Origin of the sequence: Pseudorhodobacter turbinis (genome assembly GCF_005234135.1) — a bacterium.
Lineage (GTDB): Bacteria > Pseudomonadota > Alphaproteobacteria > Rhodobacterales > Rhodobacteraceae > Pseudorhodobacter > Pseudorhodobacter turbinis.
In genome coordinates this window covers 1,555,001-1,577,822 of sequence record NZ_CP039964.1, presented here as the reverse complement: position 1 = coordinate 1,577,822, position 22,822 = coordinate 1,555,001, and the positions used below count along the sequence as shown (strand labels likewise).

27 protein-coding genes (1 of these 27 only partly in view) are annotated in these 22,822 nt (G+C 59.1%); 10 read left to right on the top strand and 17 right to left on the bottom strand.

Annotation, left to right across the window (positions count from 1 at the left end; translation table 11 throughout):
* Positions 1 to 77: 77 nt before the first annotated feature.
* From rbfA to EOK75_RS21560, 4 genes are all read left to right on the top strand, one after another.
* A complete protein-coding gene (gene rbfA, locus EOK75_RS07625; protein WP_137193331.1) occupies positions 78 to 491 on the top strand; it encodes a 30S ribosome-binding factor RbfA in 414 nt (137 codons plus the stop codon).
* Entirely contained in the window at positions 484 to 1,212 is a 729-nt protein-coding gene (locus EOK75_RS07620) for a phosphodiester glycosidase family protein (protein ID WP_137194335.1), read from the top strand. The genes rbfA and EOK75_RS07620 overlap by 8 nt, the downstream gene beginning before the upstream one ends.
* Before the next feature lie 59 nt (positions 1,213 to 1,271).
* Positions 1,272 to 2,177: a tRNA pseudouridine(55) synthase TruB gene (truB, locus tag EOK75_RS07615; protein WP_137193330.1), complete on the top strand. Its 906-nt coding sequence runs from the start codon at positions 1,272 to 1,274 to the stop codon at positions 2,175 to 2,177.
* A gap of 236 nt (positions 2,178 to 2,413) precedes the next feature.
* Positions 2,414 to 3,469 (top strand): calcium-binding protein, encoded by a 1,056-nt coding sequence (locus EOK75_RS21560; protein ID WP_137193328.1) that lies wholly within the window; start codon positions 2,414 to 2,416, stop codon positions 3,467 to 3,469.
* A 3-nt stretch (positions 3,470 to 3,472) separates the two neighbouring features.
* On the opposite strand, the gene EOK75_RS07605 is transcribed toward EOK75_RS21560, so the two are convergent.
* Both EOK75_RS07605 and pnp read right to left on the bottom strand, forming a co-directional pair.
* Positions 3,473 to 3,979, bottom strand: a complete 507-nt coding sequence (locus EOK75_RS07605; RefSeq protein WP_137194334.1) for a DUF1643 domain-containing protein — start codon at positions 3,977 to 3,979, stop codon at positions 3,473 to 3,475.
* Between the two features lie 159 nt (positions 3,980 to 4,138).
* The gene (gene pnp / locus EOK75_RS07600) at positions 4,139 to 6,271 is read right to left on the bottom strand and encodes a polyribonucleotide nucleotidyltransferase (protein WP_137193326.1); all 2,133 of its coding nucleotides are present in this window, start codon (positions 6,269 to 6,271) and stop codon (positions 4,139 to 4,141) included.
* 230 nt (positions 6,272 to 6,501) lie between these two features.
* Here pnp and EOK75_RS07595 point away from each other — a divergent pair, with 230 nt between their 5' ends.
* Entirely contained in the window at positions 6,502 to 6,915 is a 414-nt protein-coding gene (locus EOK75_RS07595; protein ID WP_137193324.1) for a universal stress protein, read from the top strand.
* Between the two features lie 50 nt (positions 6,916 to 6,965).
* Here the strand turns inward: EOK75_RS07595 and EOK75_RS07590 are convergent, their stop codons facing one another.
* The 3 genes from EOK75_RS07590 to EOK75_RS07580 form a co-directional block, all read right to left on the bottom strand.
* A complete protein-coding gene (locus EOK75_RS07590; RefSeq protein ID WP_137193323.1) occupies positions 6,966 to 7,445 on the bottom strand; it encodes a pyridoxamine 5'-phosphate oxidase family protein in 480 nt (159 codons plus the stop codon).
* A gap of 156 nt (positions 7,446 to 7,601) precedes the next feature.
* Entirely contained in the window at positions 7,602 to 7,871 is a 270-nt protein-coding gene (rpsO, locus tag EOK75_RS07585) for a 30S ribosomal protein S15 (protein WP_137193322.1), read from the bottom strand.
* Between the two features lie 156 nt (positions 7,872 to 8,027).
* The gene (locus EOK75_RS07580; RefSeq protein WP_137193320.1) at positions 8,028 to 8,684 is read right to left on the bottom strand and encodes a peroxiredoxin; all 657 of its coding nucleotides are present in this window, start codon (positions 8,682 to 8,684) and stop codon (positions 8,028 to 8,030) included.
* Between the two features lie 189 nt (positions 8,685 to 8,873).
* On the opposite strand from EOK75_RS07580, the gene EOK75_RS07575 reads away from it, so the two are divergent.
* Positions 8,874 to 10,319, top strand: a complete 1,446-nt coding sequence (locus tag EOK75_RS07575; RefSeq protein WP_137193318.1) for an aldehyde dehydrogenase family protein — start codon at positions 8,874 to 8,876, stop codon at positions 10,317 to 10,319.
* A 94-nt stretch (positions 10,320 to 10,413) separates the two neighbouring features.
* Here the strand turns inward: EOK75_RS07575 and EOK75_RS07570 are convergent, their stop codons facing one another.
* The 4 genes from EOK75_RS07570 to trpS form a co-directional block, all read right to left on the bottom strand.
* A complete protein-coding gene (locus EOK75_RS07570) occupies positions 10,414 to 10,869 on the bottom strand; it encodes a universal stress protein (protein WP_137194333.1) in 456 nt (151 codons plus the stop codon).
* Positions 10,870 to 10,943: 74 nt separating this feature from the next.
* Positions 10,944 to 11,810, bottom strand: a complete 867-nt coding sequence (locus EOK75_RS07565) for a branched-chain amino acid aminotransferase (RefSeq protein WP_137193316.1) — start codon at positions 11,808 to 11,810, stop codon at positions 10,944 to 10,946.
* A 55-nt stretch (positions 11,811 to 11,865) separates the two neighbouring features.
* Positions 11,866 to 13,122, bottom strand: a complete 1,257-nt coding sequence (locus EOK75_RS07560) for an Hsp70 family protein (RefSeq protein ID WP_240793944.1) — start codon at positions 13,120 to 13,122, stop codon at positions 11,866 to 11,868.
* A 67-nt stretch (positions 13,123 to 13,189) separates the two neighbouring features.
* Positions 13,190 to 14,236, bottom strand: coding sequence for a tryptophan--tRNA ligase (gene trpS, locus EOK75_RS07555; RefSeq protein ID WP_137193313.1), 1,047 nt, complete (start codon positions 14,234 to 14,236; stop codon positions 13,190 to 13,192).
* Positions 14,237 to 14,322: 86 nt separating this feature from the next.
* Between trpS and EOK75_RS07550 the strand changes: the two genes are divergently transcribed.
* Complete coding sequence (locus EOK75_RS07550; protein WP_137193311.1) at positions 14,323 to 15,012, top strand: rhomboid family intramembrane serine protease; 690 nt, start codon at positions 14,323 to 14,325, stop codon at positions 15,010 to 15,012.
* Here the strand turns inward: EOK75_RS07550 and EOK75_RS07545 are convergent.
* The 6 genes from EOK75_RS07545 to EOK75_RS07520 are packed head-to-tail and all read right to left on the bottom strand — an operon-like array spanning position 15,009 to position 18,779.
* Positions 15,009 to 15,641 carry a sugar transferase gene (locus EOK75_RS07545; protein ID WP_137193309.1) on the bottom strand — a complete coding sequence of 211 codons (633 nt, stop codon included), beginning with the start codon at positions 15,639 to 15,641 and terminating at the stop codon, positions 15,009 to 15,011. The genes EOK75_RS07550 and EOK75_RS07545 overlap by 4 nt on opposite strands.
* Positions 15,638 to 16,459, bottom strand: a complete 822-nt coding sequence (locus EOK75_RS07540) for an NAD-dependent epimerase/dehydratase family protein (protein WP_137193307.1) — start codon at positions 16,457 to 16,459, stop codon at positions 15,638 to 15,640. Before EOK75_RS07540 ends, EOK75_RS07545 begins: the two co-directional genes overlap by 4 nt.
* 6 nt (positions 16,460 to 16,465) lie before the next feature.
* Complete coding sequence (locus EOK75_RS07535; RefSeq protein ID WP_137194332.1) at positions 16,466 to 16,909, bottom strand: MarR family winged helix-turn-helix transcriptional regulator; 444 nt, start codon at positions 16,907 to 16,909, stop codon at positions 16,466 to 16,468.
* Positions 16,902 to 17,759, bottom strand: a complete 858-nt coding sequence (locus EOK75_RS07530) for a carbon-nitrogen hydrolase family protein (protein WP_137194331.1) — start codon at positions 17,757 to 17,759, stop codon at positions 16,902 to 16,904. Before EOK75_RS07530 ends, EOK75_RS07535 begins: the two co-directional genes overlap by 8 nt.
* A 3-nt stretch (positions 17,760 to 17,762) precedes the next feature.
* Entirely contained in the window at positions 17,763 to 18,020 is a 258-nt protein-coding gene (gene grxC, locus EOK75_RS07525) for a glutaredoxin 3 (protein WP_137193305.1), read from the bottom strand.
* 36 nt (positions 18,021 to 18,056) lie between these two features.
* The gene (locus tag EOK75_RS07520) at positions 18,057 to 18,779 is read right to left on the bottom strand and encodes a ComF family protein (protein ID WP_137193303.1); all 723 of its coding nucleotides are present in this window, start codon (positions 18,777 to 18,779) and stop codon (positions 18,057 to 18,059) included.
* Between the two features lie 23 nt (positions 18,780 to 18,802).
* Between EOK75_RS07520 and EOK75_RS07515 the strand changes: the two genes are divergently transcribed.
* Both EOK75_RS07515 and hemH read left to right on the top strand, forming a co-directional pair.
* On the top strand, positions 18,803 to 19,642 hold the full coding sequence (locus EOK75_RS07515; RefSeq protein ID WP_137193302.1) for a methyltransferase domain-containing protein: 840 nt from the start codon (positions 18,803 to 18,805) through the stop codon (positions 19,640 to 19,642).
* A 52-nt stretch (positions 19,643 to 19,694) separates the two neighbouring features.
* Positions 19,695 to 20,777: a ferrochelatase gene (gene hemH / locus EOK75_RS07510; RefSeq protein ID WP_137193300.1), complete on the top strand. Its 1,083-nt coding sequence runs from the start codon at positions 19,695 to 19,697 to the stop codon at positions 20,775 to 20,777.
* A 76-nt stretch (positions 20,778 to 20,853) separates the two neighbouring features.
* Here the strand turns inward: hemH and EOK75_RS07505 are convergent, their stop codons facing one another.
* Positions 20,854 to 21,033: a hypothetical protein gene (locus tag EOK75_RS07505; RefSeq protein ID WP_050526893.1), complete on the bottom strand. Its 180-nt coding sequence runs from the start codon at positions 21,031 to 21,033 to the stop codon at positions 20,854 to 20,856.
* 415 nt (positions 21,034 to 21,448) lie between these two features.
* On the opposite strand from EOK75_RS07505, the gene EOK75_RS07500 reads away from it, so the two are divergent.
* The gene (locus EOK75_RS07500; protein WP_137193299.1) at positions 21,449 to 22,717 is read left to right on the top strand and encodes a DNA polymerase IV; all 1,269 of its coding nucleotides are present in this window, start codon (positions 21,449 to 21,451) and stop codon (positions 22,715 to 22,717) included.
* 48 nt (positions 22,718 to 22,765) lie between these two features.
* Here the strand turns inward: EOK75_RS07500 and EOK75_RS07495 are convergent, their stop codons facing one another.
* Positions 22,766 to 22,822 carry the 3' portion of a fasciclin domain-containing protein gene (locus EOK75_RS07495; RefSeq protein WP_137193298.1) on the bottom strand. It continues 423 nt past the right edge of the window, so the window shows 57 of its 480 coding nt (coding positions 424-480); its start codon lies beyond the right edge, outside the window — the gene reads right to left on this strand; the stop codon is at positions 22,766 to 22,768.

The window sequence follows — 22,822 nt, the reverse complement described above, 5'->3', positions numbered from 1 at the left end:
TGTGCCGCAAAGGCCCAAGCGCCCATTTTGCTGTGATGCCCGTTGCGGGCGCGGTTGGAAACGCCTATGTGGGAAGGATGGCACAGAAAAGCTACACCTCGGCCCAGGGCCCTTCGCAGCGTCAACTTCGGGTTGGCGAATTGATCCGCCGGATTTTATCCGAAGTGCTTTCGCGTGGCGAAGTGCATGACCCGGATCTGAACCGTTTCTACATCACAGTCGGGGAGGTGCAGATGTCCAAGGACATGCGCGTCGCCACCGTGCATGTGATGCCTTTGGGCGGTAAGGATGTTAAGGGGGCGATTGCCCTTTTGGCCAAGCATCAGGGCGAGTTGCGCCACCTGATCGGCAAGCAGATGATCATCAAACATATACCGGAGCTGCGCTTTCGCCCCGATATCACCTTTGATCAGCTGGATGAAACCCGCCGTCTGTTGGAAGATGAGCGCGTGCGCCGCGATGTTGATGCCGCGCCGGATGACGATGCTTAGGCTGCTTGCGGCTTGCGCATTTGCGCTGGCCTATGCGCTGCCTGCGCAAGCTTCCTGCATTGATACAACCTTTGACGATCTACCCTTTACGGTGTGCAAGGTCGGCGCAGATGCCGATCTGCGGCTGTTCCATGCCGATGCGCAAGGCGCTGTGCTTGGCAGCTTTGCCAAGGTGGATGAGGTTCTTGCCACTGAGGGCAAAACACTGAAATTCGCGATGAACGCCGGAATGTATCACGATGACCGCGCGCCCGTTGGCCTGCTGGTGACGCAAGGGCAGGAACGTGCAGGCATTGTCACCCGAGAGGGGCCGGGCAATTTTGGCCTGCTGCCTAACGGTGTGTTTTGCATTGGCAAGGATTTTTCGGTGGTCGAATCGCGGGCGTTCAAGGCCGCGCGCCCCGCGTGTCGCTTTGCAACACAATCCGGCCCGATGCTGGTGATCGACGGTGCCCTGCACCCACGTTTTCTGCCTGACAGCGACAGCCGCTTTATTCGCAACGGGGTTGGCGTGTCGGGGGACGGCAAGACGGCTTATTTTGCGATCTCGGGGCGGGCGGTGAATTTTGACACCTTCGGGCGGTTGTTCCGCGATGGGCTGGGCGTGCCGAATGCGCTTTATTTTGATGGCAAGATCAGCCGGTTATTCTCGCCCGAATTGGGGCGCAATGATTTCGGGTTTCAGATGGGGCCGATCGTGGGGCTTGCCGTTCCGAAATAGCGCTGCTTGACGCGCCGTGCCGTGCGGGGTAGCCACAGCTTTTTCCAATTGGGGGCATCATGGCACGCAAACGCAAGGGCCGCGCGATTTCTGGGTGGTTGGTGGTGGATAAGCCTGCGGGCGTTACGTCCACCTCTGTTGTGAACAAGGTGAAATGGGCGTTTGATGCGCAAAAGGCGGGCCATGCAGGTACGCTTGATCCCGATGCGACCGGTGTTCTGGCCGTGGCGCTGGGTGAGGCGACAAAGACTGTGCCCTACATCACCGATGCGTTGAAATGCTACCGCTTTGTGATGCGCTTGGGTGTTTCCACCCGCACCGATGATGCCGAAGGCGAAGTGATCGAGACGCGCGACGACCGTCCCTCGGACGAGGTAATTGCGGATGCACTGGGCGCCTTTCGGGGCGATATCATGCAGGTTCCGCCACAGTTTTCTGCCGTGAAGGTCGAAGGCGAGCGCGCCTATGATATCGCGCGTGCCGGCGGCGAGATGGCGCTGGCCGCCCGTCCGCTTTGGGTCGAAAGCCTGAAGATGATCGCTCGTCCCGATGCCGACCATGTAGAGCTGGAGATGGTCTGCGGCAAGGGCGGCTATGTGCGCTCTATCGCGCGGGATCTGGGGCAGGCTTTGGGCTGTCTTGGGCATGTTTTGTGGTTGCGGCGCACATGGTCCGGCCCGTTTCAGGCAGAGCAAGGGGTCAGCCTTGAGACGCTGGACGCAGGCGCCAAGACCGAAGCACTGGATGCCCATTTGTTGCCGCTGGAGCTTGGGCTGACCGACCTGCCCGAATTGCCGACCACACCCGAGGGGGTGGTTCGGTTAAAGAACGGCAACCCCGGAATGGTCCTGACCTCTGACGCGGAATACGGTGAGGAGGCTTGGGCCAGCTATATGGGCAAGGCCGTGGCCGTGGGCATTTATAAGGCCGGCGAATTGCATCCTTCCCGGGTGTTTAACGACTAGAACCGCCGCGTGGTGGGCATTGCGCCCCACCACGCGCCTTGGCCGTGCCTTTGCATTTTGCGTGCTGTTTTAACCAAATTGGAATAATTAGCCGCACTTCCGCACCGATTCGATGGCTTTGCACGCCCTTTTGTGCCACGATCTTCCTATAATCCTAATGCTTACAGCGGTTTAGCCAGTCACTTGGTTAACGCCCGCGATGAGTATATTAGGATTGGGAATCAAGGGCTTTGGTCATGTTGGGAATTTTGGGTCTGTTTGGTGCTGTTTTCGCCGGGTTTATGGCGGATGGCGTTATAGCGACAAAAACAAAGCTTGATGGCGATGATACCGCCGAAGCTGAAGACAACGTGACCGAGTCTGATGAGGAGACAGGTGATACTGTCGATCTTTTGGATGTCGCGAGCCAAAATCAGGCTCCCGATGTCGACGCCTCTGGTACAGAATCCAGTGATTCCCCTTTTCCAACTCCGCTTGATGTAGAATTAACCGGTAGCGGCGATGATGATATTTTGACCGGTGAGGCCGGGGCAGATACCATAGATGGCGGTGACGGGGATGATTTGCTGGACGGGCGCGATGGTGACGATGTGATCAACGGCGACAATGGCGAGGACTACATCGGCGGTGGTGCGGGCGATGATGACCTGCGCGGCGGTGCCGGTAATGATGTCGTCGATGGTCATGATGGCAATGATCTTTTGACTGGCGGGGCAGGGGATGATTCCCTGTCGGGCCACATGGATGATGATTACCTGAATGGTGATGAGGGCGACGACACGCTGGTGGGCGGCTCTGGTGCGGATACGCTTGCGGGTGGTGCCGGGAACGACTGGTTGGCGGGCGGCTTTGATGATGATGAGCTGTTCGGTGATGAGGGCGAGGATACGCTGGATGGAAACGCCGGTGATGATACGCTTTGGGGCGTAGATGCGGAGAACCCCGAGGACAGCCAAGGCAGCGACTTTCTGAACGGTGGTACCGGCGACGATACGCTGATGATTGGTGCGGGGGACTGGGCCCATGGCGGTGAGGGGGAGGACAGTTTTGCCCTGAACAGCTGGATCGGTTCGGATGATTTGGCCCATATTATGGATTATGAGCCGTCAGAGGATGAGATCGTTGTGCTTTATGATGCCAATGCGCACCCTGATCCGCATGTCGAGCTGCTTACGGATGAGGATTCTGACGACGCGACGATCGTGCTGGATGGCGTTCCGCTGGCCGTTATCGCGAATGGCGCCAATCTTACGGTTGATGCGCTGAAGCTGACACCTTCAAATATTTTCTAGGGCTTAGTCCCACAGCTCTGGCTGGCGGTCATAGCTGATGTACAGCGGATGTTTGGGATGGCCGGCCTTGGTCAACCCAAGCTGATATAGGGGCCGCCCTAAGCCGCGCAGCATGGCCTCAACATTTGCCCCGCGATCCAGATGTGCACCATGTGTGCCCCACGCACAAACAATACGGTCAGCCCAGCTTGCAGCCTGCGCAATTGCGGCGTCATTGCCCGGGCCAACAGGGTCTTCTTGCGCACGCATTACCTTTGGGTCCGTTGCGCGCCAGGCGAAAATATTCACCACCCGAAATGCACCAAACCCGAGCGTCCGCGCACGGCGCTCACAACGTTCTACCGTGGGATCGTTTTGCACTTCGGTCGCGGTTGACGGGTTGAGCATGACAAATGTCACCTTGTCCCCCTGCGGGTCCCAAACCCGTGTCAGCGCATAGCGATATCCCTCGCAAGGCGAATACTCGGCCACGCTTTCAGCATCGCCCTTGGTGAAGCGTTTGTTGATCATATTAGTCATTTCCAGAGAGAGACATGCGATAACAGGCTGTCGGGGCGTAACCCGTGGCCGTGTTCTACCCGCTAGGGCGACGATTCGGCGCGCGCAATGTGGCCGCGGAAAGGTGGCCCCCCCAGCATAACAGCTGGGGGGAACCAGATAGAGTTGGGATTAGCCCTCGGTGGGGGCTTCCGTGATCTCTTCGCCGGTTTCTTGGTCAACCATTTTCATGCCCAAGCGAACCTTGCCGCGATCGTCAAAGCCCAAAAGCTTCACTTTCACTTCCTGGCCTTCTTTCAGCGCCTCATTCGGGTGCTGCAAACGCTTGTTGGCGATCTGGCTGACATGCACCAGACCGTCACGCTTGCCAAAGAAGTTCACGAACGCCCCGAAATCAACCAGTTTCACAACCTTACCGGTGTAGACTTTGCCTTCTTCCGGCTCTGCCACGATCGACCAGATCATGTCATAGGCCTTCTTGATGGCCTCGGCGTTGTTGGAGGCAATCTTGATCACGCCATCGTCGTTGATATCGACTTTTGCGCCCGATACTTCGACGATCTCACGGATGACCTTACCGCCGGAACCGATAACTTCACGGATCTTGTCGGTTGGAACGGTCATGGTTTCGATCTTTGGCGCATAGGCCGAGAACGCCTGTGCAGATGTCAACGCCTTGGACATTTCGCCCAAGATATGCAGACGGCCGTCTTTGGCCTGTGCAAGTGCCTTTTCCATGATCGCGGGCGTGATGCCTGCGATTTTGATGTCCATTTGCAAGGATGTAATCCCGGATTCGGTACCAGCCACTTTGAAATCCATGTCGCCAAGGTGATCTTCGTCACCAAGGATATCCGACAGGATCGCATATTTGCCATCGTCATCCATGATCAGACCCATCGCCACACCGGCAACAGGGGCCTTCAAGGGCACGCCCGCATCCATCATGGACAAGGAGCCACCGCAAACCGACGCCATCGAGGACGAGCCGTTGGATTCAGTGATCTCCGACACCACACGAATGGTATATGGGAAGTCGGTTGCCGCAGGCAGAACCGCCTGAAGCGCACGCCAAGCCAGCTTGCCGTGGCCGATTTCACGACGGCCGGGGGGGCCGAAACGACCAACTTCACCAACCGAATAGGGAGGGAAGTTATAGTGCAGCAAGAAGTTGGATTTCGAAGTGCCGGTCAGCGCGTCGATGAACTGTTCATCCTCGCCTGTGCCCAAAGTGGTCACAACCAGACCTTGGGTTTCGCCGCGGGTAAACAGGGCGGAACCGTGGGTCCGTGGCAGGATGCCGGTTTCCGAAACAATCGGGCGAATAGTCGTTGTGTCACGGCCATCAATCCGGGCAGAGCCGTTGATGATATCGCCACGCAAAACGCCAGCTTCCAAAGCTTTGATCGCAGAGCCAAGGTTCTCATCAGCGCGGTCTTCGTCCGACAGGCCAGCCTTGATCGCAGCAACAGCGGCTGAAATCGCAGTGGTGCGTTCTTGCTTGTCGCGGATTGCGAAAGCGGCGCGCATGGCGGTTTCACCAGCCGCTTTGACGCGGGCAGTCAGGTCGCCATAGTTTGGCGGGGTAAAGTCGAAGGGCTCTTTGGCGCATTCTTCGGCAAAGTCCATGATCATGCCGATCACAGGCTGGATGCTGTCATGGGCGAATTTCACGGCACCCAGCATTTCAGCTTCGGAAAGCTCATAGGCTTCGGATTCCACCATCATCACGGCGTCTTGCGTACCGGCCACAACCAGATCGAGACGCTGCTCGGGGTTGTCGCGCAGCTTCATCATGTCGTCGCAGCTTGGGTTCAGCACATATTCGCCACCGACATAGCCGACCCGGCAGCCGGCAATCGGCCCCATGAATGGTGCGCCGGAAATCGTCAGCGCGGCAGAGGCGGCGATCATCGCCAGCACGTCAGGCTCGTTTTCCAAGTCATGCGAAAGAACGGTACAGATCACCAGAACTTCGTTTTTGAAGCCATCTACAAACAGCGGGCGGATTGGACGGTCGATCAAACGGGAGGTCAGCGTTTCCTTTTCGGAAGGCCGTGCCTCACGCTTGAAAAAGCCGCCTGGCACTTTGCCGGCGGCGTAATAGCGTTCCTGATAATGTACTGTCAGGGGAAAGAAGTCCTGGCCCGGCTTTTGCGCTTTTGCAAAAGTCACGTTGGCCATGACCGAGGTTTCGCCCATCGTGGCGATAACCGAACCATCGGCTTGGCGGGCCACTTTACCTGTTTCCAAGGTAAGCGTTTCACCGCCCCATTCGATTTCTTTTTTCGTTACGTTAAACATTCATCGTTTCCTATATGGGGGCATCCCGGCGTTCCGGGCCCCCCGTTGCATAGCGGCCCCATTGCCGCCGCCCTCTATCCTTTGCATGCGGCCGAGGGCAGGCCTTCACGTCACAGATGTGTCGCCCTTACAGGAAAACAAGGCGTTTGGGAAGGGGTGGGCTTGATCCATGGCAAAGCGCAGCCCGTGGGATGTATGTTAGGGTGAAGGCAGAAATGAAGGAGAACAGCATGTATTCGAACATTATGATTCCGGTAAATCTGGCGCAGGTCGACCAAACCGACAAAGCCTTGGCAGTGGCTGTCGATATGGCAAAACTTTACGGCGCGAAGGTAACTGTCGTTGGCGTCGGGCAGACCGTGCCGAACGAGGTTTCGCGCACACCAGCGGAATTTACCGAGAAGCTTGCCGCCTTTGCGAAGGAACGTTCCGCCATACTTGGCGTGACATTGGCGCCGCATGCCGAGATTAGCCATGATCCTTCGGTTGATCTTGATAATCTGCTGAAGAATGCCGCCAAGGCGCTCGGGGTTGACCTGATTGTTATGGCAAGCCACGTGCCCGGCTTTGCCGAGTATTTCTTTTCATCAAATGCGGGATACCTTGCATCACACGCAACCATATCGGTTTTCGTTGTCCGCTGATTGATCGCGAAGACCGCGCGGGCCTGTTGGCTTGGGCGGTCTTCGGGTCCTTAGAAGGTCACCAGCCCCTGTGCGCCAAGATTTGGCTTTTCGTCGGCTAGCTTGGCCTTTGCCATCTCGTAAAAGAAGTTCAAGCTGTTGGTGGCTGTCACGGAAACCTCTGCCTGCCGGGGCGTGAAGCGGAGGAGGTGGACATCCGGATCGGCCTTGCCGCCCTCGAACCACGCATCGGCGACAAAGCTCCAGGTTTCATCTAGGGCTTCGCGGTCGGTGGAATGGGTCAATTTGCCATCCACATCGGCATATAGCCCCTCGCTGTCGCTAGAGACCACAAGCCGCGCATCACAGGGGCCATTTGCCGTGGCTTTGGCCAAATCGGTTCCTTTGGCGGTGATGAACCACACGTGCCCCGGCATATCGTCGTCAACCCGAGGTGACATCGCGACCAAACGACCTTGGCCTTTGACGCCCAGCATCGCTGTGCGCACGTCCTCTATTCGGTCCCAGAATTCGTTTTTCAGATCTGTCATGATGAAACCTCCATTTCGTTTCGTTGTGGGTACAACGCCCGAACCGGGTTTTCGTTCCAAAGTGTGTGTCGTGTGACATGGTGAACCATACCGGCACAAACCAAAACGCCCGCGTCTGGGACACGGGCGCTGAGGTATTCTTTGTTGGGTCCGGCCTTAGCGGCGGATGCCCAGACGCTTGATCAGCGACTGATAGCGCGCATCGTCTTTGCCTTTGGTGTAGTCCAGCAGCTTGCGGCGCTGAGCAACCATCATCAACAGACCACGGCGGGAATGGTTATCCTTTTTGTGGCCCTTGAAGTGTTCGGTCAAGGTCGTGATGCGCGAGGTCAGAATGGCAACCTGTACTTCGGGCGAACCGGTGTCGCCTTCTTTGGTTGCGTATTCTTTGATCAGGCGGGCTTTTTCTTCTGGCGTAATCGACATCGGGTTCTCCATTGTGAATTGTGACGGCACAGGCCGGGATGTCGTCCAGCAAGGCCCTTGGTGCCCCGAACGGGTCGGGACCGCGTGGATATAGGCGGAATTGGCGCAAAAGGAAAGCGAAACGTGCGGCCCCCGGTTGCGCGGGGGCCGGATCGCTTATTTCGGCGCTTTGGCGTAGCGTAGGTAAGGCAGCTTGATGTCGAGCTTGCCGAACTTTTCCTCGGCCGCTTTATCATCCAGCGACAGGGCGACGATCACATCCTCACCCGGAAGCCAGTTGGCCGGCGTGGCAATCGGTGCGCCATCGGTGGCCTGAACCGCGTCCAAAGCACGCAAAATCTCGGCAAAGTTGCGGCCTACGGACATTGGATAGGTCATTGTCAGGCGAATTTTCTTGTCCGGCCCGATGATATAGACGGCGCGCACGGTCGCGGTATTGGCAGGTGTGCGGTCAGCGCCGGGCAGGTAGTAATCGGCGGGCAGCATGTCAAACGCCTTGGATACGGTCAGCGATGTATCATCGATGATCGGGAAATCCGCAGGCGCGCCGGCAACGGCGGCGATGTCGTTTTTCCACTTTACATGCTCTTCAACCGAATCGACCGAGACACCCATAACCTTGGTGTTCCGCTTGGCAAATTCTGCCGCAAGCTGGGCGACGGCACCGAATTCGGTGGTGCAAACCGGCGTAAAATCGCGCGGGTGGCTAAAGAGGATGGCATAGCTGTCACCGATCCACTCATGGAGGTTAAGCTTGCCGGCGGTGCTGTCGGCGGTGAAATCCGGCGCGATATCGTTGATACGAACTGACATGTATTTCTCCATCTTTGGTCTTGGTTACCCAAGACATATGCCAGCGCGCGCATATTTACACCCCCCAAGCAGGGGGGCGCGGCAAAAAGAAACAGGGCTCGCATGATGGTGAGGTGTCGCTCTTTCGCGCAAGGCTTGCGGTTGCGCGTTTCCGGTGCCACGGTGCGGCAGGAAATTCAGGAGGCTGTAATGCTCGACAAACGCAAGTTCTATATCAATGGCGCATGGGTCGCCCCGTCGACCGCGAATGACTGTGAGGTGATCAACCCCTCCAACGAGGAGCCTTGCGCCGTAATCTCGCTTGGCGCGCAGGCCGATACCGATGCCGCCGTCGCCGCCGCAAAAACCGCATTTGAAAGCTGGTCCGTCACCCCGCCTGCTGAACGTCGCAAAGCGGTTGCAGGTATTCTGGCCCAATATGAGGCCCGTGCCGAGGAAATGGCGCAGGCAATCAGCCTTGAGATGGGTGCACCGATTGATTTGGCGCGCGGCAGTCAGGCGCCTGTTTTGCCATGGCACACGCAAAACTTTCTGACCGCTTTTGATGAGATGGAATGGATTCGCCCGCTTGGCCCCCACGCCCCGAATGACCGGATCTCGATGGAGCCGATCGGCGTCGTGGCCCTTATCACGCCGTGGAACTGGCCGATGAACCAAGTGACGCTGAAGGTGATTCCGGCGCTGTTGGCGGGCTGTACCTGTGTGCTTAAACCATCCGAGGAAAGCCCGCTGTCGTCGATGCTCTTTGCCGAATTCTGTCATGATGCGGGCGTGCCTGCGGGCGTGTTCAACCTTGTGAACGGCGATGGTGTGGGCGTTGGCAGCCAGCTTTCGAGCCATCCCGATGTTGAGATGATCTCTTTCACCGGATCGACCCGCGCGGGCCGTGCGATTTCCATTGCTGCGGCAGAAACCATGAAGCGTGTGACGCTTGAATTGGGTGGCAAAGGCGCCAACATGATCTTTGCGGATGCTGACGAATCCGCAGTGAAACGTGGTGTGCTGCATATGATGAACAACTCTGGCCAGTCGTGCAATGCGCCCAGCCGGATGCTGGTAGAGCGCAGCTATTACGACAAGGCGGTGGAAATTGCGACTGAGGTGGCGAATGCCGTCAAGGTTGGCCCCGCATCGGAAGAGGGCGCGCACATCGGGCCGGTGGTGAACCGCCGTCAGTGGGACCAGATTCAAAGCTATATCCAGAAGGGTATTGATGAGGGCGCGCGGCTGGTTGCCGGTGGTCCGGGCTTGCCCGAGGGGATGAACAAGGGCTTTTACGTGCGCCCGACGGTCTTTGCCGATGTGAAACCGGGGATGACAATCGAGCGCGAAGAAATCTTTGGTCCGGTGCTGTCGATCATCCCGTTTGAAACCGAGGAAGACGGTGTGCACATCGCTAATGACACGCCCTACGGGCTGACGAACTATGTGCAATCCTCGGATGGGAAACGCCGCAATCGTTTGGCCCGCAAACTCCGTGCGGGTATGGTTGAGATGAACGGCCAACCCCGCGGGGCCGGTGCGCCCTTTGGTGGGGTGAAATCATCCGGCCGCGCGCGTGAGGGTGGTCACTGGGGGCTGGAAGAGTTTTTGGAAGCAAAAGCCATTTCCGGTTGGGATTCCGACGCCGAGTAAGGGGGGTAGCCGTTTTAGGAGGCATCGAGCCCCCTAAAACGGCGCTGCCGCGGACCTATCGTTAGGGTTGGTCTTGTGATGTTGGTCGGGGGGCTTAGGTAATTCTTTCCAGCCGCTCTTTGGACATCTCACCCGGTACAATCGTGATTGGCACCGGCAACCCGCCCGAACTGCGGCTGAGTTGAGACACCAATGGCCCGGGGCCGGATTTATCATGCCCCGCGCCGAGAACCAGAATTCCGACTTCCGGATCATCATTGATCTGGGCCAGAATCTCGGTCAGCGGGTCGCCTTCACGGATGACCAGCTCGGGATTCACGCCCTGTTTGTCGCGCATCCACTTTGCAAACACCTCAAAATGCGCCTCGATCCGTTCACGGGCCTCGGCACGCATCAGGTCGGCAACGCCCATCCAGTGCTGAAACTCCTCTGGCGGAATAACGGATAGGATCTGAACCCCCGCACCAGTACGCGCAGCCCTAAGGGCCGCAAAACGCATCGCGTTCAGACATTCGCGGCTGTCATCCAGCACCACCATAAACTTGCGCATCTTGTTCCCCGAAGTTACCGGCAGATATTGCAGCATTTGCCCCTCGGCTGACAAGTCCGAAGGTGTGGGGCGGGTTAATTGCCTTCGCTATGCGCCCAATCCATATACAATTGCCACGCGCGGCGGGTGATCGGGCCGGTTGCATATGTGGTGTCGTCAAAGGCTTTGACGGGGGTAACCTTGGCGAAGTTGCCCGATAGGAACACCTCATCCGCGCCGTGGAAATCATCAAAGCCCAGCACGGTTTCCACCACCTCAAGGCCATCGGCGCGCAGGTTGGCGATATGACGCGCGCGGGTGATGCCCGACAGGAAGGTGCCATTGGCAATCGGGGTATAGGCCACGCCATCCTTGACCATGAACACATTGGCCGTTGCGGTTTCGGCCACATTGCCCATCGCATCGCCCACCAGCGCGTTGGCAAAGCCCTTGGATTTTGCCTCTACCAGCATCCGCGCGTTATTGGGGTAAAGACAGCCCGCCTTGGCGTTGCAAACGTTATCCTCCAGCACCGGACGGCGGAAACGGGTGCGGGTCAGGGTGGTGGCATTGTCAAAGCTGGGCATTGGCACCTGTTCAAGCGAGATCGCAAACCCGGTAGAGCCTTCTTTGGGCGCAACCCCCAGCTCGGAGCCATCCAGCGCCCAGTACATTGGCCGGATATAAACCGCTTGCGAGGGGCCATAGGCACGCAGGCCCTCGCGGACAATCGCCACCATCTCATCCCCCTCAACCGTAGGGGTGATCATCAGCGCCTTGGCCGAACGGTTAGCGCGGGCACAGTGGTTTGCCAGATCCGGCGCCACGCCATCAAAGAACCGCGCGCCGTCAAAGATCGACGACCCCTGCCAGATCCCGTGATCGGCGGCGCGCATAACGGGGATGTCGCCCTCATGCCACTTGCCGTTGAAATAGGTGCGGATATTTGTGCCGATTACCATTGGGTACCCTTTCGATGTTGGGACTGTTAAAGCAGCAATCCGTCACCTCGTCCAGTCAGGCGAACCTGCGGGCGGCATCAAGGGCAAGGCCGGTGCCAACGCTGCCCAAAACATCGCCCAGGGCAACCCGCACATCCGGCAGCCGCGCGCGCACCGCCGCCTGCAAAACCGGCAGGCTGGCCGAGCCGCCTGTCATGAACACCGTGCCGATCTGTCCCGCGCCAACCCCTGCCTGCGCCAACACCACATCAATCGCTTGTGCAATCCGCGTAACCGGCTTTTCCACCGCCGTATCAAACATGCCCCGACTTGCGCCCGCATCCGCGCCGATGATCTGTTGCAGGTGGATCGGGGTGGCCAGCGTTTCGGAAAGGTCGATCTTGGCGGCCTCGACCGCCATGGCGATGGCGTGGCCTTGGCGTTCGGCGATGACATGCATCATGCGGTCCAGCAGTTCCGGCGCGTCGGCATCATAGCGGATTTGTTTGATCTCGGTTAGCGCACGACCGGCATAAAGAAAGTTGATCCGGTGCCATGTCGCAAGATCATGGTAATAATGCAGCGGCATCGGGGTCTTGCCCTTGTTGATCAAGGAACCAAGGCCAAGCAGTGGCATCACCTGTGCCAAAGAAAACAGGCAGTCAAAATCGGTCCCGCCGACGCGAATACCGTGGCTGGCCAAAATATCATCGTCGCGGTCTGCCTTGCTGCGGCCCTCGGGTGACACGCGCAGGATTGAGAAATCCGATGTACCGCCACCGATATCGACGATCAGAACCAGTTCCTCGGCCGTGACGGTTGATTCGTAATGCAGCGCCGCCGCGACAGGTTCGAACTGAAAGGCGATGTGATCAAAGCCGTTGGCGCGGGCGATGGTTTCCAGCACGTCTTGGGCGGCTTGGTCGCCTGCGGGGTTGTCATCCACGAAATGCACAGGGCGGCCCAGGACGGCGTGCCGCGTGCCGGGCTGCACCGCATCCAATTGCGCGCGCAGATGGCCGAAAAAGCGGCCCAAAATCTCGGTAAAGGCCAAGGCGCGGTTGCCCACGCGGGTCTTCTCATGGATCAGCGATGACCCAAGCGCCGATTTCAGCCCGCGCATCAACCGGCCATCATCACCGCCGGTATAGGCGGCCATCGCGGCACGGCCAAAGACGGGCGCACCACCATCGCTTTCCCAAAACACGGCCGAGGGGATGGTCGTCGCCGCCCCCTCAAGCGCGATCAGCCGCGATGCGCCCCCCGCCATGACAGAGACGGTGGAATTGGATGTGCCGAAATCCACGCCACAAACTTGCGTTGCCATTTCCATCATGCGCCCTTTGCCTTTTGAAAGGCGCGGGGTTTAGGGCGGTTTGGCGGGGGTGTAAAGGCCGCGCTTAAACCTGCCGCGACCGGATCATCCCAACGATATCATAAACCTCATCGACGATCGGGCGGGCAATGGCATTGGCGCGCAGGGCACCGTCGCCCAAAATCCGGTCAATCTCGGCCGGGTCTTGCATCAAGCGGTTCATTTCGGTGGTGATCGGCGACATCACCGAAACGGCCAGTTCCGCCAAAGCGGGCTTGAAGCTGCCAAATTGCGCGCCGCCGTGATCGGTCAAGACTTGTTCGGCCGAAATACCCGCCAGAGCCGCATAGATATTTACCAGATTGCGCGCCTCGGGCCGGTCCGCAAGTCCGTCCAGCTCGCTTGGCAGGGGTTCGGCATCGGTCTTGGCCTTCTTGATCTTTTTGGCGATCATGTCGCCGTCATCGGTCAGGTTGATGCGGCTTTGATCGGAAGGGTCGGATTTAGACATCTTTTTGCTGCCGTCCCGCAGGCTCATCACCCGTGTGGCGACGCCTTCGATCATCGGCTCGGTGATGGGAAAGAAATCCACGCCGAAGTCATTATTGAATTTGGTCGCAATATCACGGCACAGCTCCAGATGCTGTTTCTGGTCGTCGCCCACCGGCACATGCGTGGCCTTATAGGCCAGAATATCGGCCGCCATCAGCGCCGGATAGGCAAACAGCCCAAGCGAGGCATTTTCGGTGTTTTTGCCCGCGGTCTTGTCCTTCCACTGGGTCATGCGACCCATCCAGCCCATCCGCGCCACACAGTTGAAAATCCACGCCAATTCGGCATGCGCGCTGACCTGACTTTGGTTGAACAGGATCGAACGTTTCGGATCAACGCCCGAGGCAATAAAGGCCGCCGCCGCCTCGCGTGTTTGTTGACGCAGGCCGGTCGGATCCTGCCAGACGGTGATCGCATGCATATCGACAAGGCAGTAAACCGTCTCGATCCCCTCATCCTGCTTTTCGGCAAAACGTTTTAGCGCGCCAAGATAATTGCCAAGGGTCAACCCGCCCGAAGGCTGGATCCCCGAGAAGATGCGCTGTTGAAAGGCATGAGGCGTTTGGACCGGCTCGGCCATGGGAATACTCCATCTGGAAACTGCGTTGTAACTCGCTTACCCTTGGCGCAAAGGGGCGTCAATCATTGCCCCGGATATGAGGTAGAATGCACACAGACCCGAACGCCGCCCCGATCAACCCGTTGCCCGCTGTTGTGTGGCTGCTGGCCCTGCCCATAATCGCGATGGAGGTGGTGATGAACCTTGCCTCGGCGGGGGTTGTCGGGGGCGCACAAGGTGTCGGCTGGCGGCAAGATGCGGTGCAACGATTTGCCTTCTCGCCCGATTTCATGCGTGATATGATCGCCAATAACTATTACCCGCTTGAACATCTGATGCGGCTGGTCACCTATCCCATTGTGCATGTCAGCTTTACCCATGCGATTTTCGTGGTGGTGTTCCTGCTTGCCCTTGGCAAAATGGTGGGCGAGGTGTTTCGCCCTTGGGCGGTGCTGGTGGTGTTTTTCGGCGCGACCCTTGCAGGGGCGGGCATGATGACCGCGCTGCCCTTCATCCATTCGTCGCTGATCGGGGGCTATCCGGCGGTCTACGGGTTGATCGGGGCGTTTACTTTTCTGCTTTGGACCAACCTCGCGGGCAGCGGGGCCAGCCAGTACCGCGCGTTTTCGCTGATCGGCATGTTGATGGGTATCCAGCTGGTGTTTGGCCTGATCTTTGGCGGCGGCTGGGATTGGGTGGCAGAGCTTTCGGGCTTTTTCGCCGGTTTCTTGCTGTCCTTTGTCGTCAGCCCCGGCGGTTGGGAACGGGTGCGCGAAAAGATACGGGAACGGGGCTAGTCGCGGCCACCCTTAAAGAACCGGCGGATCAGGATGCCGGTTCCGGTTTCCCAGATCAGCGCCAGATCGAAACAAAGGCTCCAGTTGCGCTGATAGATCAGGTCCAGCCGCGCCTTTTGCGGCACGCAGCGGGTTGCATAGACGCGGTCGGTGTCGGTGGCATCACGGCAGGCGGCCAAAAGTGCCTCTTCGCGGTCGTGATAGCGCAAGCTGGCAAGGCCGGTGATCCCCGTCGGGCTTTTAAGGACCTCGGCGTATAGGTCGGGAAAGCGTTCGACATATTCGCGCAGGGGGGGGCGGGGGCCGACGAGGCTCATCTCCCCCTTCAACACGTTCCAAAGCTGCGGCACCTCATCCATCCGTGCGCGCCGGATAAAGGCCCCAAGCGGTGTGATGCGCCCGTCCTTATCCCCGCCTGACACACCCGAATCACCCGGCGCCACCGTCATCGTGCGTAATTTCCACAGCCAAAAGGGCCGTCCCGGTGCCCGCATCCGTTCGGCCACATAAAACAAGGGCCGTCCTTCACGGATCAGCATCACGCCCAGCAGAATGGAAAAGGGTACCACCAATATCATCGAGAGGACCGCGACCAGAACAAGGTCGAGAACTCGTTTGCTGATCCTCATGTCGGCAGCCCTTTCCATTGCGCGACCATTTCGGTGGCGCAGGCGGGGGGCAGATCAACCAGCGATCGCAGGCGGGTTATATCCATCTCCACACGCGCAATAACATCGGGGTTGGGCGGGCCAAATTCCCATTCCGCCCCTGCCGCATCCAGCAAATCGCCCATCGCGACGGGACCTGCGGCGATGTTAAGTACGGGCGGCAAAGGTTGCCCTGCGGCTGCCATTTGCACCAGCTTCGCCAAGGTCTGCGCCAGCGTGACCGGCCCGATGTAGGACCGGACAGGCCCGCCCGACTGCCCCGTAACCGGATCAAGCTGCACCGCTTTGCCCGATGTTATCCCGCCCAACAGCGCATCAAACCCCGCGATATTGCCGATGCGCAAGATCGTAAGCCGGTCCGGCATTGCCGCGCGCGCCGCCATCTCCATCGCTTGCTTGGCTTCCCCATATGCCCCCGCAGGGTGCAGCGGGGCATCTTCCGGCAATGCCCTGTCCGAAGTACCATAAACCGCCGCCGAGGACGCCAGAAACACATGCCGCGCCCCTTGGTCCATCGCGGCCCGACAGGCGGCAAGGCCGATGTCCACGTTCAAGGCCAGCTCTGCCTTGGTGCCGCGAATAACGCCAGCCAGGCACAGCACAACCCCCTGCGCCGCGCCTTGCGGGCAAGGTTCGGCAAGCACATCCCAAGCCAGAAAGCCCGGCGCGGGGCGGCGTGATTGCCAGATGGGCCGCAGCCCTGTCAGGGCCGCTTGCTGGCCTTGCAACGCGCGGCCAATGCGGCCTGTGGCCCCCATCACCAAAAGCGGGATTGTCATGGTCGCTTATTCATTCCCTTCAAGCCGGACCCGCAATTCTCGCAGAACCGGCATGAAGGCCTTGACCCGCTCTGCCCCCAGATCATTCACGAATTCCGCGATCAGGGGGGCGACGGCCTGTACCGCGGCATCACGGGCCGACCGGCCAGAGGGGCTTATCGCCACGAATTTGCGCCGCGCATCATCCCAATCGGGGCGGATATGCACATGCCCCGCCCATTCCAGCTTACTAAGGGTGTTGGTCATCGCCCCGCGCGTTACGTGAAAGGCCCGCGCCAGCTGCGCGGGCGAGCGTTCGTCATTTATCCGCGCCAGATGGTTCAGCACAGCAAAATGCGACAGCTCCATCCCGCGCGGCAGCACCTTGGAGATCCGGTTGCGGGCTAGCTGATCGGCCATGAACAGCTCTCCAAACAGGGTGACGGCGAGGTCCTCGGCCTTGTCAGACATGCCCACCCTCTTGGTCATCCGGCCCGCTAATCTGCCGGTCATGGGTCAATGAGGGCACACGAGAGCGCGCCTTTTCTACCTGCGCCAAGTCGATATCGGCAAGGCAAACGCCCGGCTCGGTACCCGCATCGGCCAGCACCTCCCCCCATGGGGCAATAACAAGGCTGTGACCCCAAGTGCGCCGCCCCTTACCGCCAGCGGTTTCCGGATGGTAGCCGGTTTGCGCGGGTGCCAGAACGAAGCAGCCCGTCTCAATCGCGCGGGCACGCAGCAGCACCTCCCAATGAGCGGCGCCGGTGGTATCGTTGAAGGCGGCCGGCACGGTGATAATCTGCGCACCGCCTTGGGCCAAACGACGATAGAGGTAGGCAAAGCGCACATCGTAACAAATGCTCATGCCGATCGCGCCAAGCGGTGTTTGCGCCATAACGGCACGGTCGCCGGGGCGGTAGCCTTCGGACTCGCGATAGCTTTCGGTGGCAGAGACATTCACATCGAACATATGCACCTTGTCATAACGCGCCGCAATTTCCCCCTGCGGATCGATCAAAAAGGAACGGTTGGCGAAACGTCCATCCGCATCCCCCGTCAACAGGGCCAGTGACCCGATCAACAGCCAGACGCCTAGATCCGCCGCCTCTGTCCGCAGGGCGGCCAAAGTGGGATCGTCGCCCTCAAGGTGGAACACCTGCGCCTGATGACGGCGGCTGGAGGACAGCCCGTTGGTGCATTCCGGCGTCAGAACAAACTGCGCGCCACCCGCCGCTGCCTTGCGGACCATTGCCACGGTTTCCGGCAGGTTTGCCGCCGGATCATCGTTGACGTTCAGTTGAACAAGGCCAACCCGCACCATCTAATCCGCCAAGAGGGCGTCAAGCTTGCCCGCCTTTTCCATCGCGTGCAGCTCGTCACTGCCGCCGACATGGGTTTCCCCGATAAAGATTTGCGGCACCGTGCGCCCGCCATTCGCCCGTTTCATCATGACCGCCCGCAAGGAGGGATCACGCGCAACGTCATGTTCGGTGAACGCCGCACCCTTGGCCTGAAGCAGGCGCTTGGCGGCGTGGCAATAGCCGCAAAACGGCGAGGTATAGATTTCAACAGGTTTCATTTCCGCATTCCCTTGTGACAGCGCAACTATAGGGATTTAGGCGTCCTTCGCAACGCGCGCCAGTACCAGAACCGAAACATCCGACGCGCCCGCCGCCAGACAGGCATCGGCGGCGACGGCCAAAGTCGCGCCCGAGGTAAGAACATCATCCACAAGCAAGACATGTCGCCCCTGCATTTGGGCCTTGCGGCGCGGGTGCGGGGTGATCGCGTGTTCCATGTTTTCAAAACGTGCGCTGCGGTCGCGGCCGCCTTGGCTGGGGGTGGAACGACGGCGTTGCAACAGGTCGGGGCAATAATCCAGCCCCGCAAGCTTGGCGACCGAGGCGCTGAGCAAGGCCGACTGATTATAGCGGCGGCGCAGTAGGCGAAACCAGTGCAGCGGGATGGGGGCCAACAGCATATCGGGCCGCAAAATGGGCTTGGCCGCGCGATACATCCACGCGCCCGCGGGCCGTGCAAGATCCTGACGGTCGCCGTGTTTGAGCTGCAACACCATTTTGCGCGCGTTATCCTTGTACAAAAGCGCCGCCCGCCCCTGCGTCCAAGGTCGCGCCAGGGCCATGCAATCATCGCATTGCGCAACGGACCCATCATCTTCACCCATCAAAGGTTGGCCGCAACAGTCACAGACCAGCCCCGAGATAAACGGCGTGTCGCGCCAGCATTTCCCGCACAGACCGAAGTCAGAGGTCACCAATTCGCCACATCCAAGGCATTGCGGTGGGTAAACTGCGTGCAGCACGGCTTGCAATCCCATCCATCCCTCCTATTGTCCGGCGCATGAAAACGCCCCGATTGACCGATACCCACGCCCTGACCCGCAACCGTGCCCGCGCGATGGCTTTGCCCGCCCCCGCGCTGTTCCTGCATGAGGACATTCTGGCGGAGATTAAGGAAAGACTCATAGAGGTTAATAGAACCTTTACGAAGCTGGCGATCGTGACAGGTTTTCCCGATCTGTGGCGCAAAGCCTTCCCCGATGCACATATCGTGGCCGATGAGGAGGTGTTGGCCTTGGAGCCGGGCACCTATGATCTGGTGATCCACGCCATGGCGCTGCATTGGGCGAATGATCCGGTAGGGCAAATCATCCAGTGCAAACGTGCCTTGCAGGCCGACGGGCTGTTTCTGGCGGCGTTTTTCGGCGGGCAAACCCTGCATGAGCTGCGCGCCTGTCTGGCCGAGGCTGAGGCCGCCGTGACGGGTGGCCTGTCGCCGCGCGTGCTGCCGATGGGGGAAATCCGTGATCTGGGCGGGCTGTTGCAGCGTGCGGGCTTTGCGCTGCCGGTGGCGGACAGCTTTATCCGCACTGTCCATTACCGCGACATCTGGCATCTGATGACCGACCTGCGCGCAATGGGTGAGGCCAGCGCGCTGGATGCCCGCCCCCGCAGGCCCACGCGCCGCACGATGTTTGAGGATGCGGCAGATCGTTATGCCCGTGGTTTCGGCGTGGAAGGTGGCCGTATTGCTGCCAGTTTTGAGATGGTCTTCCTAACCGGTTGGTCCCCGCATGAAAGCCAGCAAAAGCCTTTGCGCCCCGGTTCTGCGACCCACCGCCTTGCCGATGCGCTGAACGCGCCGGAAATCATACTGCCCGTAACCAAGGACGAAACTTGACCCCACGCGCTAAGGCGTTATCTGCCGTGCTACATGAATATAGGAGCCAACGATGCCGGATGCACAGTATAGCCAACCCGATATTACGCCCGGCCAAGGGCGGTTGGCCCATGCGCCGGCCGATCACCCCGTTGTCAAAGCGCCCAAGATCGGCGTTCTGGTCGCCAACCTCGGCACGCCGGACGGCTATGACTATTGGTCCATGCGGCGCTATTTGAACGAGTTTCTATCCGATAAACGGGTTGTCGATATTTCCGACTGGATTTGGCAACCGCTGTTGCAACTGGTGATCCTGACCAAACGGCCTTTTGCCTCGGGCAAGAATTACAAGCTGATCTGGAACCATGAGAAAAACGAAAGCCCGCTGCTGACGATCACCAAGGACCAGACGGCCAAAATCAGCGATGCGCTGAAGGCGGCTTATGGCGGTGAGGTGCTGGTCGATTTCAGCATGCGCTACGGCAACCCCACGACCGAATCAAAGGTCAAGGCGATGGTCGCTGCGGGATGTGAGAAGATCTTGTTCTTTCCGCTTTATCCCCATTACGCGGGGGCGACTTCGGCCACGGCCAATGATGCATTTTTCGCGGCCTTGATGAAGGAAAAGCGCCAACCCACAGCGCGCGTCGTATCAGAGTATTTTGACCACCCCAAATATATTGAGGCGCTGGCCGGATCGGTGGAACGTGCCTATGCCGCGATGCCGCAAAAGCCGGATGTGCTGGTTGCCAGCTATCACGGGATGCCGATCCGCTATTTGATGGAGGGCGACCCCTATCACTGCCAATGCGCCAAAACCACGCGGTTGCTGCGTGAACGGCTGGGCTGGGACAAGGCCGCGATTGATACCTCGTTCCAGTCGGTGTTTGGCCGCGAAGAATGGCTTAAACCCTATACGGTGGAACATGTCGCCGAACTGGCCAAACAGGGCAAAAAGAACATCGCCGTTATTGCGCCGGCTTTTTCCGCCGATTGCATTGAGACGCTAGAGGAAATCAACGGCGAAATTCGCGAGGCCTTTGAACACGCAGGCGGCGAAACCTTCACTTATATTCCGTGCCTGAATGATGATGCGGCGCATATCGACGCGCTGGCAACAATCATTGGCGAAAACCTTGCGGGCTGGGTGAAATAAACCTCCCCCCTCAGCGCATAAAAAAAGGACGGTAGGTTTGACCCCACCGTCCCAATTCGTTCCAATCCAAGATGGATTAGTTCGATGCAGCTGCTGCTACGACGAGCAGAAGCAACAAAGGAACGACGATGCCGCCAGCGGACGACGAAGTCGCCGCTTCAACAACAGCTGGTTCCATCATCGGTTCAGCCATGCCACCAGCAAAAGCAGTCGATGCAGCAACGGTCAAAGCCGCTGCGAGTGCAAGTTTCTTCATAGTAACCTCCAGTTTTCGCGCGCCATCACATTTTCAGAGGACGATAATGCGCACCCAAGACTATACCTCGTGACGTTTTCTAACCAGCTTGCGCAAAGAAATGCAATCTGGGTTGTAAAAAACTGGTTTACTCGGGCGTGGTTTCGTCAATTTGGCAACACTCCAAGCGCCCATCCAGCCTTATCCATGCCCTAGGCTAGCATTTACAGCCGCAAAGGGCAAATTTTGCACAATTTTTAGGGTAGTTGCGCAGGCCTGACGGCCCTGTTTTCGGGGCCTCTTTATGCAGCTGGGGACCCAGATTCGCGGCCGGTTGCGCCGATCCGGCACCCCCGTCAGATGTAGCGGGCGGCATAGGAACGCTATGCGCCTGCATCCTATTCCCCCGTGGAAACGGAACTGCTATGTTCTGCCTATGTCCGCCCTTTGCCGCGCTTGTCTTGCCCCATTTACCCCCGGTTTCGGTCCGGGGCTGAAACGATGCCCGGCGTGTCGTTCGCCTCGAATCATTTCCCACGCCGAGCTTGATCAGCTTTCCATTGCGCATATGGATTGCGATGCCTTTTACGCCAGCGTGGAAAAGCGTGATCATCCCGAATACCGCGACCAGCCGTTGATCGTGGGCGGCGGGACGCGCGGTGTCGTTTCTACCTGCTGCTATATAGCGCGAATCAAAGGTGTCCGCTCTGCCATGCCGATGTTTCAGGCGCTGAAGCTGTGCCCCGAGGCGGTGGTGGTGAAACCGCGCATGGCCGAATATGTCGCCGTCTCGCGGGAGATCCGTAAGATGATGGAGGCGCTGACCCCCGCGATTGAGCCTTTGTCACTGGATGAGGCGTTTCTTGACCTGACTGGCACCGCACGGCTGCATGGCGCGCCGCCTGCGGTTTTGCTGGCCCGTCTGGTAAAGGAGATGGAGGAGCGTTTGGGCATCACCGGCTCTATCGGGTTGTCGCACAATAAGTTCCTCGCAAAGATCGCATCGGACCTTGATAAACCGCGGGGTTTTTCCGTGATCGGCAAGGAGGAGACCGAGGCCTTTTTACACGACAAGCCCGTGTCGATCCTTTGGGGGGTCGGGACGGCGACGCGGGCGGCGCTGGAAAAGGCGGGGATACGCAGGATTGCGGACCTCAAGCGCTGGGACAGGGTCGACCTTTCGGCGCGTTTCGGCAGCATGGGCGACAGGCTGTGGCATCTGTCGCGGGGGCTGGATACCCGCCGTGTCAGCCGCGACGAGGTGGTGAAATCCATTTCCAAGGAGACCACCTTTAGTGAGGACATCACCGACCGTGAGTTGCTGGAGGGCCATCTTTGGCGATTGGCGGAGCAGGTCTCGGATCGGGCCAAGGCGCGGGATCTGGCAGGGCGGACGGTGACGCTGAAGCTGAAGTCCGCGAGCTTTGCCTCAATCACACGGCGGCATAGCCTTGCCTCACCGACGCAGATGGCAGACCGGATTTTTCGCGAGGCCGCCGCGCTGATGGCAGCTTATAAAGACCCCGGCCCGTTTCGTCTTATCGGGGTCGGGATTGCGGACCTGTGCCCAAATGATCAGGCTGATGTCATTGGCGACTTGCTGGACCCCGATGCGGGCAGGCGTGCAGCGGCGGAACTGGCGACCGATAAAATCCGTGCGAAATTCGGACATGATGCGATCATCAAGGGCAGGGCACTGAAATAGCAAAAGGCCCGACGCGGTTACGCCGGGCCTCTCTAGGGTAGTAAGTGATTACATCGGCGGCATGATTACCGCGTCGATTACATGGATGACGCCGTTCGAGGCCTC

Coding starts and splice junctions, on each gene's coding strand:
- rbfA (WP_137193331.1), top strand. CDS start 78: ATGGCACAGAAAAGCTACACCTCGGCCCAGGGCCCTTCGCAGCGTCAA.
- EOK75_RS07620 (WP_137194335.1), top strand. CDS start 484: ATGCTTAGGCTGCTTGCGGCTTGCGCATTTGCGCTGGCCTATGCGCTG.
- truB (WP_137193330.1), top strand. CDS start 1,272: ATGGCACGCAAACGCAAGGGCCGCGCGATTTCTGGGTGGTTGGTGGTG.
- EOK75_RS21560 (WP_137193328.1), top strand. CDS start 2,414: ATGTTGGGAATTTTGGGTCTGTTTGGTGCTGTTTTCGCCGGGTTTATG.
- EOK75_RS07605 (WP_137194334.1), bottom strand. CDS start 3,979: ATGATCAACAAACGCTTCACCAAGGGCGATGCTGAAAGCGTGGCCGAG.
- pnp (WP_137193326.1), bottom strand. CDS start 6,271: ATGTTTAACGTAACGAAAAAAGAAATCGAATGGGGCGGTGAAACGCTT.
- EOK75_RS07595 (WP_137193324.1), top strand. CDS start 6,502: ATGTATTCGAACATTATGATTCCGGTAAATCTGGCGCAGGTCGACCAA.
- EOK75_RS07590 (WP_137193323.1), bottom strand. CDS start 7,445: ATGACAGATCTGAAAAACGAATTCTGGGACCGAATAGAGGACGTGCGC.
- rpsO (WP_137193322.1), bottom strand. CDS start 7,871: ATGTCGATTACGCCAGAAGAAAAAGCCCGCCTGATCAAAGAATACGCA.
- EOK75_RS07580 (WP_137193320.1), bottom strand. CDS start 8,684: ATGTCAGTTCGTATCAACGATATCGCGCCGGATTTCACCGCCGACAGC.
- EOK75_RS07575 (WP_137193318.1), top strand. CDS start 8,874: ATGCTCGACAAACGCAAGTTCTATATCAATGGCGCATGGGTCGCCCCG.
- EOK75_RS07570 (WP_137194333.1), bottom strand. CDS start 10,869: ATGCGCAAGTTTATGGTGGTGCTGGATGACAGCCGCGAATGTCTGAAC.
- EOK75_RS07565 (WP_137193316.1), bottom strand. CDS start 11,810: ATGGTAATCGGCACAAATATCCGCACCTATTTCAACGGCAAGTGGCAT.
- EOK75_RS07560 (WP_240793944.1), bottom strand. CDS start 13,122: ATGGAAATGGCAACGCAAGTTTGTGGCGTGGATTTCGGCACATCCAAT.
- trpS (WP_137193313.1), bottom strand. CDS start 14,236: ATGGCCGAGCCGGTCCAAACGCCTCATGCCTTTCAACAGCGCATCTTC.
- EOK75_RS07550 (WP_137193311.1), top strand. CDS start 14,323: ATGCACACAGACCCGAACGCCGCCCCGATCAACCCGTTGCCCGCTGTT.
- EOK75_RS07545 (WP_137193309.1), bottom strand. CDS start 15,641: ATGAGGATCAGCAAACGAGTTCTCGACCTTGTTCTGGTCGCGGTCCTC.
- EOK75_RS07540 (WP_137193307.1), bottom strand. CDS start 16,459: ATGACAATCCCGCTTTTGGTGATGGGGGCCACAGGCCGCATTGGCCGC.
- EOK75_RS07535 (WP_137194332.1), bottom strand. CDS start 16,909: ATGTCTGACAAGGCCGAGGACCTCGCCGTCACCCTGTTTGGAGAGCTG.
- grxC (WP_137193305.1), bottom strand. CDS start 18,020: ATGAAACCTGTTGAAATCTATACCTCGCCGTTTTGCGGCTATTGCCAC.
- EOK75_RS07520 (WP_137193303.1), bottom strand. CDS start 18,779: ATGGGATTGCAAGCCGTGCTGCACGCAGTTTACCCACCGCAATGCCTT.
- EOK75_RS07515 (WP_137193302.1), top strand. CDS start 18,803: ATGAAAACGCCCCGATTGACCGATACCCACGCCCTGACCCGCAACCGT.
- hemH (WP_137193300.1), top strand. CDS start 19,695: ATGCCGGATGCACAGTATAGCCAACCCGATATTACGCCCGGCCAAGGG.
- EOK75_RS07505 (WP_050526893.1), bottom strand. CDS start 21,033: ATGAAGAAACTTGCACTCGCAGCGGCTTTGACCGTTGCTGCATCGACT.
- EOK75_RS07500 (WP_137193299.1), top strand. CDS start 21,449: ATGTCCGCCCTTTGCCGCGCTTGTCTTGCCCCATTTACCCCCGGTTTC.